9 protein-coding genes are annotated in these 13,282 nt (G+C 66.8%); 5 read left to right on the top strand and 4 right to left on the bottom strand.

Features of this window, described 5'->3' with window-relative positions; translation table 11 throughout:
- Positions 1–103 precede the first annotated feature (103 nt).
- The 4 genes from BG61_RS25470 (at position 104) to BG61_RS25455 (ending at position 3,649) form a co-directional block, all read left to right on the top strand.
- Positions 104–1,807, top strand: a complete 1,704-nt coding sequence (locus tag BG61_RS25470) for a thiamine pyrophosphate-binding protein (protein ID WP_035937209.1) — start codon at positions 104–106, stop codon at positions 1,805–1,807.
- 102 nt (positions 1,808–1,909) lie between these two features.
- A complete protein-coding gene (locus tag BG61_RS25465) occupies positions 1,910–2,173 on the top strand; it encodes a PepSY domain-containing protein (RefSeq protein ID WP_035937212.1) in 264 nt (87 codons plus the stop codon).
- A gap of 19 nt (positions 2,174–2,192) precedes the next feature.
- The gene (locus BG61_RS25460) at positions 2,193–2,741 is read left to right on the top strand and encodes a cytochrome b/b6 domain-containing protein (RefSeq protein WP_035937215.1); all 549 of its coding nucleotides are present in this window, start codon (positions 2,193–2,195) and stop codon (positions 2,739–2,741) included.
- 116 nt (positions 2,742–2,857) lie between these two features.
- On the top strand, positions 2,858–3,649 hold the full coding sequence (locus BG61_RS25455; protein WP_035937218.1) for a MipA/OmpV family protein: 792 nt from the start codon (positions 2,858–2,860) through the stop codon (positions 3,647–3,649).
- A gap of 82 nt (positions 3,650–3,731) precedes the next feature.
- Here BG61_RS25455 and BG61_RS25450 read toward each other — a convergent pair whose 3' ends face one another.
- A complete protein-coding gene (locus tag BG61_RS25450) occupies positions 3,732–4,880 on the bottom strand; it encodes a branched-chain amino acid ABC transporter substrate-binding protein (RefSeq protein WP_035937220.1) in 1,149 nt (382 codons plus the stop codon).
- Between the two features lie 89 nt (positions 4,881–4,969).
- Positions 4,970–8,908 (bottom strand): trifunctional transcriptional regulator/proline dehydrogenase/L-glutamate gamma-semialdehyde dehydrogenase, encoded by a 3,939-nt coding sequence (gene putA / locus BG61_RS25445; protein WP_035937221.1) that lies wholly within the window; start codon positions 8,906–8,908, stop codon positions 4,970–4,972.
- Positions 8,909–9,221: 313 nt separating this feature from the next.
- Between putA and BG61_RS43350 the strand changes: the two genes are divergently transcribed.
- Positions 9,222–9,413: a hypothetical protein gene (locus BG61_RS43350; RefSeq protein ID WP_129572252.1), complete on the top strand. Its 192-nt coding sequence runs from the start codon at positions 9,222–9,224 to the stop codon at positions 9,411–9,413.
- Between the two features lie 51 nt (positions 9,414–9,464).
- On the opposite strand, the gene BG61_RS25435 is transcribed toward BG61_RS43350, so the two are convergent.
- Positions 9,465–11,708 carry a primosomal protein N' gene (locus tag BG61_RS25435; protein ID WP_035937290.1) on the bottom strand — a complete coding sequence of 748 codons (2,244 nt, stop codon included), beginning with the start codon at positions 11,706–11,708 and terminating at the stop codon, positions 9,465–9,467.
- Between the two features lie 445 nt (positions 11,709–12,153).
- Positions 12,154–13,257 (bottom strand): uroporphyrinogen decarboxylase, encoded by a 1,104-nt coding sequence (gene hemE / locus BG61_RS25430; protein ID WP_035937226.1) that lies wholly within the window; start codon positions 13,255–13,257, stop codon positions 12,154–12,156.
- Positions 13,258–13,282 lie beyond the last annotated feature (25 nt).

The following is a 13,282-nucleotide window of genomic DNA, read 5'->3' as shown; positions in this document are numbered from 1 at the left end:
CGCCATCGGGATTTTTGCCGCTGGTGAAGTCTTCCCCGGACGGCGTAAGCTGTCGGGTCTCGTCCTCGCGCTTGCCGCGAACCATTCACGGAGATTTCCCCGCATGGCGCCGTCCGCTGCCCCTTCTTCCGATTCCACGCAAACCACCGGCGCCCGGCTCGTCGTCGATGCGCTTCTCACGCATGGCGTCGAACGCGTGTTTTGCGTCCCAGGCGAGAGCTTTCTCGCCGTGCTCGATTCGCTGCACGACGAAACCGCCCGGATTCAGACGATCGTCTGCCGCCACGAAGCGGGCGCCGCGAACATGGCCGAGGCAGTCGGCAAGCTGACCGGCCGCCCGGGGGTCGCGATCGTCACGCGCGGCCCCGGCGCGACGCACGCGTCGATCGGCGTGCACACCGCCTTCCAGGACTCGACGCCGATGATTCTCCTGATCGGCCAGTGCGCCCGCGAGCACATGGACCGCGAGGCGTTCCAGGAAATCGACTACCGCCGGATGTTCGGTCAGATGGCGAAATGGGTCGCGCAGATCGACGATCCGCGCCGCGTTCCCGAGTACCTGAGCCACGCGTTCCATGTCGCGACGTCCGGCCGGCCCGGCCCCGTCGTGCTCGCACTGCCGGAGGACATGCTGAGCGAAGCCTGCCCGGCGGTGCCGGGCGCGCCGCGCTACCAGCGCGTCGCCGCGGCGCCCGCGCCCGCGCAGACCGAGCGGCTGCGGGAGATGCTCGCGGCGGCCCGCAAGCCGTTCGTCATCGCGGGCGGCAGCGGCTGGACCGACAGCGCGACGCGCGATTTCGCGCGTTTCGCCGAGCAGTGGCAACTGCCCGTCGGCTGCGCGTTCCGCTTCCAGGACACCCTCGACAACGAACATCCGAACTACGCCGGCGATGTCGGCCTCGGCATCAACCCCGCGCTTGCGGCGCGCATCCGCGATGCCGACCTGCTCCTCGTGATCGGCCCGCGCCTGGGTGAATCGACGACGGGCGGCTATACGCTGCTCGACATTCCCAAAACGAAGCAGACGCTCGTCCACATCCACCAGGGTGCGGAGGAACTCGGCCGGGTGTACTCGGCGGACCTGCCGATCGTCTCGGGCATGCCGGAGATCGCCTCGGCCCTCGCCGCGCTCGCGCCGCCCGCGAGCATCGCGTGGGCGGGCTCGGCCGCCGCCGCGCACGACGCCTATCTCGAATGGCGCAAGCCGAAGCCCATGCTCGGCGACGTGCAACTCGGCGAGATCATGCGCGAGCTGAGCGAGCGCCTGCCCGCCGACTCGATCGTCACGAACGGCGCGGGCAACTACGCGACGTGGCTGCACCGGCACTATTCGTACCGGCATTTCCGCTCGCAGGTCGCGCCGACCAGCGGCGCCATGGGCTACGGCGTACCGGCCGCAATCGCGGCGAAGTCGCTGTATCCGGGGCGCACGGTCGTCGCGTTCGCCGGCGACGGGTGCTTCATGATGTCGAGCCACGAACTCGCGACCGCCATGCAGTACGGGCTCGCGGTGATCTTCATCGTCGTGAACAACGCGCAATACGGAACCATCCGCATGCATCAGGAGCGGCACTATCCGGATCGCGTGCACGGCACGGGACTGACCAATCCCGACTTCGTGGCTTACGCCCGTTCGTTCGGCGCGCACGGGGAACTCGTCGAGTCGACGGCGCAGTTCATGCCCGCGTTCGAGCGCGCCGCGGCGTCGGGCCTGCCGGCCGTAATCGAGATACGCATTCCGCAGGATCAGAGCACGCCGGGCGCGACGCTCGACCAGGTCCGCGAGCAGGGCAGGAAATTGCGGTAAGCGCCTCCTTGCAATCCTCCGTCGCCATGCTTGCGATCTTCTTGCGAATCATTCTCACCCGCAGTAGAGTGACCGCTCGATAATCAGAATACGAGGGACGAGATGTTCAAGCTCATGGCATTGATGGCGGCGGTCGGCTTCTCCGGCGCGGCGTTCGCGAAAGCGGATTGCACGGCGCATCCGAAGAGCGAGTGGATGAAGGAATCGGATGCGCGCGCCCAGCTCGAAGGACAGGGCTACAAGATCAAGAAGTTCAAGGTCGACGGCAACTGCTACGAGATCTACGGCCAGAACAAGGACGGCAAGAAGGTGGAGATCTATTTCGACACCAAGACGCTCGCCGTCGTGAAATCGGAAGTCGAGTAAACAGGCAGTGCCTCCGGACATGCCCGCGGCCTCCGATGCGCGAGTGAGGACCTGGGACCTCTGGGTCCGGCTCACGCACTGGACGATCGCGGGCATCGTCGTCTGGAACCTGTTCGGCCCGACCGATCAGTTGCATCGCGTGCTTGGCTATGTCGCGGCCGGGCTGGTCGGACTGCGCGTCGTGTGGGGTTTCGTCGGCACCCGGTACGCGCGGTTCTCGGCATGGTGGCCCACGCCCTCGCATCTCGCCGAGTACCTTCGCTCGCTTGCCGCCGGCAAGCCGCTGCATCACGTTTCCCATAATCCGCTCGGTGCGCTGATGGCGATCGCGCTCTGGCTGCTCGTGCTTGCGCTCGGGTTCAGCGGCTGGCTGATGCGCCTCGACGCCTTCTGGGGCGAAGACTGGCCGCAGGACATCCATACCTGGCTGTCGATCGCGCTGGAGGTCTGCGTGTGCGTGCATATCGCCGCGGCACTCGTGATGAGCGTCCTGACGCGCGAAAACCTGATCGGCGCGATGCTGACCGGCTTCAAGCGCCAGCGCCCGGATCGCGATACTTCGCACTAGCGCCGCACCGAACACAATTTGTCACCGGACTATCATCCAAAGTTACGCGGGCCTTTCGGTTCGAAGCGACTCCGTAGATATACTTGCCGCCGTCAAAAATCCGTCGAGGAGTCGCTGTGAGAACTTTGAAGCGTGTGCGCCGCGCGTTGCCCTTCATTGCAAGCGCATGCCTTGCCAGCGCGCACGCGCAGGAACCCGGTGCCGAAGCGAACGCGAACTCGAAGTGGAAGGTGTCGATCGGACCGGGCGTGATGGTGACGCCGGTCTATCCGGGCTCGCAGCGGCTCGAACTGATCCCGCTGCCATCGCTCGACATTTCCTACGACGACCGGATCTTTTCGCAGGGCCTCGACGTGCTCGGCGTCAATGCGCTCAAGGGCGACGCGTATCACGTCGGCGCGGCGGTGACGTTCGATTTCGTGTCGCGCAAGGAATCCGACGATGCGCGCCTGCGCGGCCTCGGCAACGTGCACTCCGGACCGAAGCTCAAATTGTTCGCCGATTACTCGGTGTCGCTGCTCACGGGATCGGTTGCGCTCTACCAGGATATCGGCGGCACCGGACAGGGCATGCAGATCAGCACCGACCTGGCCGCGAACCTGCCCCTGACCGAGCGCCTGCTCGTTTCCGTCGGGCCCGGCTTCACGTGGGCCAATTCGGTGTATGCGCGCACGCTGTTCGGCGTGTCGCCGCAGCAAAGCGCAGCGTCGGGGATGCCGCAGTTCGACGCCACGTCGGGCATTCGCGACGTTCATCTGAACGCCTACGCCAGCTATGACTTCACGAAGCACTGGACGGCGTCCTTGCTCGTGACCACTGGATGGCTGCAGAACTTCGCGGCGCACAGCCCGATCACGGAACGCCGCACGGAACTGAACGCGTTTGCGGCGGTGAACTACCGCTTCTAGCATCAACCGACGCGTACATAAAAAAAGGCCGTTCCGGGCTTCGGAACGGCCTTTTTCATTTCGGGCTGAACGCCCGGACGGCTTACTTGCCGCCCACGCTCTGCAGCGTCGTCCACTTGCCGCCGACAACCTTGTACAGCGTGATGCCGCCGTTCTTCAGGTCGCCCTTCGAGTCGTACTCGAGACGCGAGGTCGTCACGCCCGGCATGTCGGTCTTCGCGAGCACCGGCAGGTACTTGGCCGGGTCCGTCGAGTTCGCCTTCTTCATCGCGGCGAACATGGCCATCGCGCCGTCGTAGGCGTACGGCGAGTACGTCTGCACGTCTTCGTTGAAGCGCTTCTTGTACTTGGCCGAGTAGTCCGCGCCGCCCGGCATCTGATCCATCGGCAGGCCGGCGAGCGACGCCACCGTGCCGTCGGCTGCGTCGCCGGCGATCTTCACGAACGTGTCGGTCTTGACCATTTCGCCCGCCATCAGCGGCGCGCGGAAGCCGAGCGTCTTCATCTGCTTGACCATCGGCGCGGCCTGCGAATCGGCGCCGCCGTAGTACACCAGATCCGGATTCATCGACTTGATCTTGGTCAGAATCGCCTTGAAGTCGACAGCCTTGTCGTTCGTGAATTCACGCACGACGATCGTGCCGCCCGCAGCCTTCGCAGCCTTCTCGAACTGGTCGGCGAGACCCTGGCCGTAGGCCGTGCGGTCGTCGACGATCGCGATCTTCTTCACCTTCAGGTTCTTCACCGCGAACTCGCCGGCGACCGAACCCTGCTGCGTGTCGGACGTCATCATGCGGAACGTGGTCTTGAAGCCTTGCGTCGTGTATTCCGGCGCCGTCGCCATTGCGATCTCGGGGATGCCCGCGTTCGCGTAGATGCGCGAAGCCGGAATCGTCGTACCCGAGTTGAAGTGGCCGAGCATGCCCTTGATACCGTCGTCGACGAGCTTCTGCGCGACCGTCGTGCCCGTGCGCGGGTCAGCCTGGTCGTCGGCCGATTCCAGCACGATGCGAACCGGCTTGCCGCCGATCACCGGCTTCGTGGCGTTGAAGTCTTCAACGGCGAGCGTGATGCCATTCTGGAAATCCTTGCCGTAGTGTGCCTGCGCCCCCGTCATCGGACCGGCGAAACCCACCTTCACATCTTCTGCCTGCTGTGCAACTGCGGTCCCCGCGAGCGACAGGCCGGCGACCGCCATTGCCACCGCCAGCTTGTTCATCGTGTGCTTCATAGCTTCTCCTAGTACCAGTGTGGATGGCAGCTTGTGCCGGGGTCGCCGTGCCTGCTGCCGTTTGTTTGAATCGAGCGCTCGAGGGTTGCTCAACCGATCGTCATCAAATTCGCATTGCCGCCCGCAGCCGCCGTGTTCACGCTCACCGAGCGTTCCGTCAGCAGTCTTTCGAGCGCGTAGTCCTCGCCGCCGTCGTGGCCGCCGCCGGCAAACGCCCCCGCCGCGACGCCCTGCACCGAGACGATCGGCCCCGGGCGCTTCGCGACTTCCTTCACGAGCGACAGCAGTTCGTCGCTGTCGCCTTCGAACAGCACCGCGTCGAACGTGGCCGCCGCGTCGCCGGTCTTGCGCACCGACGCATGCGTCTTGAGCGACGCCGGCAGCGATGCCGCCAGTTGCTCGCCCGCCGCGCCGGAAAACAGCGCCGTGTTGCCGGTGGCGAGCACCGCGGCGAATTGCGCACGCGCGCCGCTCGCCGTCGACGCCACGCACAGCACCGTGCCGCGCGCGCCGAGCGTGTACGTGTTGCGCTCGCCCGTCGGTCCCGGAAGCACCGCCGTCGCGCCCGCCAGCACGTGCTGCAGATAGCCGTCGCAGCGCGCGGCCGTCTGCGGATCACGCTCGGCGATCGCCCAGTCGCGCAGCGCCGTCAATGCCGCCGACGGCGTGCCGCTCGCTTCGGCCTGATCGACCACCAGTGCGCTCGCGAGCGACTTCGGCAGGCCGGTCGGGCGCTTGGCCAGGAGGCGTTGCAGATACAGCGCGCCGCCCGCCTTCGGCCCCGTTCCGGACAAGCCTTCGCCGCCGAACGGCTGCACGCCGACCACCGCGCCGATCACGTTCCGGTTCACGTAGATGTTGCCCACGTGCGCCCGCGCGATCACGTGCGCGATGGTTTCGTCGATACGCGTATGGATGCCGAGCGTGAGCCCGTACCCCGTCGTTCTGATTTGGTCGAGGAGTTTATCAAGAGACGCGCGGCGATAGCGCACCACATGCAGCACCGGACCGAACACCTCGCGCTTCAGTTCGTCGATGCTCTCCAGTTCGACCAGCGTCGGCGGCACGAACGTGCCCTGCGCGCAGCTTTCCGGCAGCGCCAGTTGCACGACCTTGCGGCCCTTCTCGCGCATCGACGCCACGTGCGCATCGATGCCGCGCTTCGCGTCGGCGTCGATCACCGGGCCGACGTCCGTCGAGAGGCGATCCGGGTTGCCCACCGCGAGCTGCTTCATCGCGCCCGTCAGCATTTCGAGCGTGCGGTCCGCGACGTCGTCCTGCAGACAGAGAACGCGCAGCGCCGAACACCGTTGACCGGCCGAGTCGAACGACGACTGCAGCACGTCCGCGACCACCTGCTCCGCGAGCGCCGAAGAGTCGACGATCATCGCGTTCTGGCCACCCGTCTCCGCGATCAGCGGAATCGGCCGGCCGTCCGGATCGAGGCGCTCGGACAGCGTCTTGTTGATGAGGCGCGCGACTTCGGTCGAGCCGGTGAACATCACGGCGCGCGTGCGCGGATCGGCGACGAGCGCCGCGCCCACCGTCTCGCCCGTGCCCGGCAGCAGTTGCACCGCGCCCGACGGCACGCCCGCTTCGCGCAGGATGCGCACCGCCTGCGCGGCGATCAGCGGCGTCTGTTCGGCCGGCTTCGCGAGCACCGGGTTGCCGGCGGCGAGCGCCGCGGCGACCTGGCCCATGAAGATCGCCAGCGGGAAATTCCACGGGCTGATACACACCACGGGCCCGAGCGGACGATGCGTGTCGTTCGAGAACTCGCCGCGAATCTGCGCCGAGTAGTAGCGCAGGAAGTCGATCGCCTCGCGAATCTCCGACACCGCGTTCGCGAGCGACTTGCCCGCCTCGCGCACGACGAGGCCCATCAGCGTGTGCATCTGCGCTTCGAGCAGGTCGGCGGCGCGGGCGAGACAGTCGGCGCGGTCTTCGACGGGCGTCGCCTGCCAGATCGGCGCGGCGGCCACGGCGTGCGCGATCGCGGCGCTCACCTGTTCCGGCGAGGCCTCGACGACCGTGCCAACCACGTCGCGCAAGTCGGACGGATTGCGCACGTCGTGCGCGGTGCCGTTGCCCGCGTCGTCGCCTTCGAGCATCGGCACGGCGCGCCACTGGTTGTTCGCGCTCGCGAGCAGCGCCGACGACAGCGACGCCAGCCGATGCTCGTTCGACAGGTCGAGGCCCATCGAATTGAGGCGCTCGTTGCCGTAAAGCTGGCGCGGCAGCGGAATCTTCGCGTGCGGCGCGCCGAGCGGCGTGAGCTTCGACGCTTCGTCGATCGGGTCCTGCACCAGATCGGCGACGGCAACGGTTTCGTCGGCGATGCGGTTCACGAACGACGTGTTCGCGCCGTTTTCGAGGAGACGCCGCACGAGATACGCAAGCAGCGTCTCATGCGTGCCGACCGGCGCATACACGCGGCACGGGCGGTTCAGCTTGTCGCGGCCGGTGACTTCCTCGTACAGCGGCTCGCCCATGCCGTGCAGGCACTGGAACTCGTACTGGCCCGGGTAATAGTTGTGACCGGCGAGGTGGTAGATCGCGGAAAGCGTGTACGCGTTGTGCGTCGCGAATTGCGGATAGACGGCGTCCGGCGCGCCCAGCAGCTTCTTCGCGCAGGCGACGTAGGAAATGTCCGTGTAGATCTTGCGCGTGTAGACCGGATAGCCTTCCAGGCCGTCCACTTGCGCGCGCTTGATCTCCGAATCCCAATAGGCACCCTTGACGAGCCGGATCATCAGGCGGTGACGGCTGCGGCGCGCGAGATCGATCAGGTAATCGATCACGAACGGGCAGCGCTTCTGATAAGCCTGCACCACGAAGCCGATGCCGTTCCAGCCCGCGAGTTCCGGGTCGAAGCAGAGCGCTTCGAGCAGATCCAGCGAGAGTTCGAGCCGGTCCGCCTCTTCCGCGTCGATGTTCAGGCCGATGTCGTACCGGCGCGCAAGCTGCGCGAGCGAGCGCACGCGCGGCAGCAGTTCGTTCATCGTGCGCTCCTGCTGCGAGCGCGAGTAGCGCGGGTGCAGCGCGGAGAGCTTGATCGAGATGCCCGGGCCTTCGTAGATGCCGCGCCCGCCCGCCGCCTTGCCGATCGCGTGGATTGCCTGCTCGTAGGAGGCGTAGTAGCGCAGCGCGTCTTCTTCCGTGGTCGCGGCTTCGCCGAGCATGTCGTAGGAATAGCGGAAACCGCGCGCCTCGAACTTGCGGCTGTTCGCGAGCGCTTCCGAGATCGTCTCGCCCGTGACGAACTGCTCGCCCATCAGGCGCATCGCCATGTCGACGCCCTTACGGATCAGCGGCTCGCCGCCGCGCCCGATCAGGCGGGTCAACGCCGAGGACAATCCCGTCTCGCTGTTCGTCGTCACGAGCTTGCCGGTGATCATCAGGCCCCACGTCGCCGCGTTCACGAACAGCGACGGCGCCTGGCCCATGTGCGAGCGCCAGTCGCCCTTGCTGATCTTGTCGCGGATCAGCGCGTCGCGGGTCGCGCGGTCGGGAATGCGCAAAAGCGCCTCGGCGAGGCACATCAGCGCGACGCCTTCCTGGCTCGACAGCGAAAACTCGTGGATCAGCCCTTCGACGCCGCCGCCCGTGTGCTTCGCGCGCAGCGCTTCGACGAGCTTGGCCGCAAGCGCCTGCGTTTCGGTGGCGATGGCGGCGGGCAGCCGCGCCTGGCCGACCAGAAACGGCACGCACTCCGGCTCGGGACGCCGGTAAGCGGCCGTGATCGCCGCGCGCAGCACCGACTGCGGCTGCACGTTCTGTGCGAAATCGAGGAAAGGATGGGCCGCGCCGTCCTCGTCGCTCCCGACAGGCGCGGTTTCGCCCAGTTCGGCCACGCCGTTCGCGCCGGACAGTTCAGGCGGAAGCTGACCGTGCTCGATCCGCTCCAGGTACGCGAAGATGGCCTGCTTGATCAGCCAGTGGGGAGTGCGCTCGAGACGCGTCGCGGCATCTTTCAGCCGGGTGCGCAGCAGATCGTCGACTTTGACGCCAAGGGTAGTGCTCGCCATATTTCCTTCGTTTGGCCGGTCGTGACACCCGGCCGATGACTAAAAAGTTGGCGAATCGTACTCCGCTGTTAAAAAAGGTGCAACCAAATTTTGGGATGGGTTGCACCCGGCTCAAAGCCTTACCGGATAAGGGATCGGTGGGTTCGACCGGAACTGGCGGATGGCGTAAAAAGCCTAGTATTTTCCCTAACCGATTTTTTCTTGGGGGATGCCCTATTCAAAACCCATCCTTCAGCCGATATAAGGTCCATGCGCGCCCGTTCGGCGACGCATTTTGCGGCCAACTGCAGCCGCACGGTTTCGGGGAAAGAGCATGAGCACTTGGATGGTGATTACCGGCGTGTGGGCGATGTGCGCGATCTGCGCGGTGCTGTTCATCCGTGGCGCGCATCCGCATGTCGCGCGGCCCGGCGACGAGACACACGACGGTCCGCGTGGTTCGGCCGACGGCGTTTCCGCGCCTCACGGGGTTCGCGTGGCGAGCGCCGATCGCCGCAACGAGTAGGCAGCTACGAATCCGATCGCCGCGGCGCACGCTGTTCGCTTCATTTTCGCTTCAGATATCGAGCGGATCGACTTCGACGCTCCAGCGCAGCACGCCTCTCAGGTTTCGCAGCGCGGGTTGCCATGCCCGCAGCGCGCTCTGCAGCGCCGCGCGCGACGCGCACTCCAGCAGCAGTTGCGCGCGATGCACGTTGAACACCTTCACGATGGTGAGCGGCACGGCGTCGTAGACGGTCACGCGCCCGGCGCCGGGCAACGGCGCGAACGCGGCCGCCGCTTCGGCGAGAAACGCGAGCGCCGCCTCCAGCGTGCGGCCTTCCGCCCGCAGCAACGCCTGATAGACGAACGGCGGCAGGTGCGCGTCGCGCCGCTCGGCGAGCGTCGAACTGGCAAAGCCGACGTAATCGTGCCGCGCGAGCGCGTGATACAGCGCGTGCCGCGGATAGCGCGTCTGAATCAGCACCTCGCCCGGCAGACCGGCGCGTCCTGCGCGGCCGCTCACCTGCATCAGTTGCGCGAAAAGCCGTTCGCTGGCGCGAAAATCGTGTGAAAAGAGCGCCGTATCGGCGTTGAGCACGCCGACGAGCGTCACGCGCTGGAAGTCATGGCCCTTCGCGATCATCTGCGTGCCGACCAGAATGTCGACCTCGCCCGCGTGGACGTCGGAGAACAGCGCCTCCGCGCTGCCCTTGCGCCGCGTGCTGTCGGCGTCGATGCGCAAGACCCGCGCGCCCGGCACCGCGCCCGCGAGCGCTTCCTCGACGCGCTGCGTGCCGCGGCCCATCGGCGCGATATCGACGTTGCCGCAATCCGGGCACGACTTCGGAATCCGCGATTCCCAGCCGCAATGGTGGCAGCGCAGCGCGCGCTCGGGCTTGTGCAGCACGACGTAGGCGCTGCAGCGCGGACAGCCGGCGACCCAGCCGCAGGCGTCGCAGGACAGGATCGGCGCGTAGCCGCGTCGGTTCAGGAACACGAGACTCTGCTCGGCGCGTTCGAGCCGCCCCTTCAGCGCGGCGACCAGCGGTCCCGACAATCCATCGATCGACGCCCGCCCGCGCCGCCGCTCATCCTCCAGATCGATCAGCCGCACGGCCGGCAGAGCGGCGTCGGCGACGGCACGGCGCGTAAGCGTGAGACGCCGGTAGCGGCCCTGCTCGGCCTGCCACCAGCTTTCGAGCGACGGCGTCGCCGAGCCGAGCACGACCGGAATGTCGAGCTGCTTCGCGCGGTAGATCGCGAGATCGCGCGCGGAATAGCGCAACCCTTCCTGCTGCTTGTAGGCAGGATCATGTTCCTCGTCGACGACGATCAGCGCGAGCTTCGGCAGCGACGCCAGTATCGCGAGCCGCGTGCCGAGCACGAGCCGCGCGGCGCCGGTGTGCGCCGCGAGCCAGTTGCGCGCGCGCTCCCCTTCGGCAAGGCCGCTGTGCATCGTGACGATCGCTCCCTCCGGCAGCGCCGCGAAACGCGTGCGGAAAGCCGCCTCGAATTGCGGCGTCAGGTTGATTTCCGGGACGAGGACGAGCGCCTGCGCGTCGGGCCGGGCGGCGAGCAGGTCGGCGAGCGCGTGCAGATAGACCTCGGTCTTGCCGCTGCCCGTCACGCCATGCAGGAGGAAAGGCGCGAAGCCGCACGCGGCGGTGATCGCATCGACGGCTTCCTGCTGCTCGCCCGTCAACGTCGGGAGGAGCGCATCGATCTTCAGCGCGGAAGCCGGTGGCGCCGCGCTTTCCATCGGCCCCGTCTCCAGCGCGACCCAGCCTTTCGCCGCCCATTCGTCGAGCGTCGCGCTCGCCTTCGCGTGCAGCGCGCGGGCATCGGCGGCGGCGAGCGTCGGCTGGGCCGCGAGCGCGTCGGCGAGACGCCGCAGCGCGCTCGCGCGGGCGGGCAACGCGTCGGGCAGGACCGCGCGCCCCGCCGGCAGCAGCCGATAACGCTCCTCGGGCGCGAAGAGCCGCGCCCAGCGCGACGCGTCGCGCAGCGCCTGCGGCAACGCAGGCAGCGCGACTTCGCCCAGCCCGCGCTGGTAGTACTCGGCGGCGAAGTCGGCCAGCGCGCGCCATTGACCGGAAAGCGGCGGGCACGCATCGCAGATCGCTTCGACGGCGCGCAGCTTGTCGGCGGGAACATCGGTTTGCGCCGTCACTTCGCAGATCAGGCCCACTGCATCGCGGCGCCCGAACGGCACGCGCACGAGCAGCCCGGGCACCGGTTCGGGTGCCAGATCGTAGCGGTAGTCGAAGAGCGTCGGCAGAGGATTATCGAGCGCCACGCGGACGAACACGGCGCTCATCCGCTGCACCGCCCCCGCACGGCCGCGCGGCGGGACCCCGAAGACAGCGCAAGGCTTTGCGCGGCGCACTTAAAGTGAAACATCACAATCGGCGCTAAGTTAAGGATTATTTTTGAGATTTCGACGCTTTCCACAGCCCTGTGGATAACTTTGTTGAGAACTTAAGTTGACAGTTGCAGAAACTCGCGTTCCAGGCGGTTGTGTGCGATTGCCCACATAGCGGACAAAGGCGGATTTTTCTCTTTGGAATCAATCATTTGCTTTACGCATAGATGGCCTTTATGAGCCGCTTCGGGCCATACGTCTGATGGCGCGCCGCAACGTAAAAATTGTGTATAAGTCAAGCCTTGACATCTCCGGGAGAGCCGAACGGCGGGCTTTCACGCGAGAGTCACGAGGCCCGGCGCGGCACCCGGCCGCACGTCCACATGTTGCACCGCAGCGATCAGGCAGCCGGCGATCTGCCCTTCGCGCGAATCGTCCGGCTATGGCGATGCACTTCGTCGACCAGTTCCGCGACGTGCTCCGGCAGCGTGAACTGCGAGATGCCGTGACCGAGATTGAACACGTGGCCAGGAAAGTTGCCGTAGCTGTCGAGGACCGCGCGGGCTTCGGTGCGGATCACCGCGGGCGGCGCGAACAGCACACTGGGATCGATATTGCCCTGCAATGCCACGCGCTGGCCCACCTTCTCGCGCGCCGCGCCCAGATTGACGGTCCAGTCGAGGCCGACGGCATCCACGCCCGTCGACGCGATCTGCTCGAGCCACAGTCCCCCGCCTTTCGTGAACGTGATGACCGGCACCCGCTCGCCGTCGTGTTCGCGCTTCAGGCCCGCGACCACCTTCGCGATGTAATCGAGCGAGAAGCGTTGATAGGCGCCGTCGGCGAGCGCGCCGCCCCATGTGTCGAAGATCATCACGGCCTGCGCGCCGGCGTCGATCTGCGCGTTCAGGTACGCGATGACCGAGCGCGCGTTGATATCGAGAATGCGGTGCATCAGGTCGGGCCGCGCGTAAGCCATCGACTTGACCGTGCGATGGTCGTCCGAGCCGCCCCCCTCCACCATGTAGCAGGCGAGCGTCCAGGGGCTGCCCGAAAAGCCGATGAGCGGCACTTTCTGGCGCCCTTCGGCGTCGGTGAGGGCACGCCGGATCTGGCTGACGGCGTCGGTGACATAGCGCAGCGCCGAGTCGATGTCCGGCACGGCGAGGCGCGCCACGTCCGCTTCGGTGCGCACCGTGCGCTCGAAACGCGGCCCTTCGCCCTGGACGAAGTTGAGGCCAAGGCCCATCGCGTCCGGGACGGTCAGGATGTCCGAGAACAGGATGGCGGCGTCGAGCGGAAAGCGTTCGAGCGGCTGAAGCGTGACTTCCGTCGCGTAATCGGGATTTTTCGCGAGGCCGAGAAAACTGCCCGCCCGCGTGCGCGTGGCGTTGTACTCGGGCAGGTAACGACCCGCCTGGCGCATCAGCCAGATCGGCGTGTAGTCGGTCGGCTGGCGCAGAAGCGCGCGCAGGAAGGTGTCGTTGAGGAGGGTATGGGCCACGGCGCTCGGATGCGAAGGCAAATGA

This window comes from Caballeronia glathei (genome assembly GCF_000698595.1).
Taxonomy (GTDB): domain Bacteria; phylum Pseudomonadota; class Gammaproteobacteria; order Burkholderiales; family Burkholderiaceae; genus Caballeronia; species Caballeronia glathei.
Note: the sequence above shows the minus strand (reverse complement) of the source record. Positions and strands in the feature narration are given on the sequence as shown.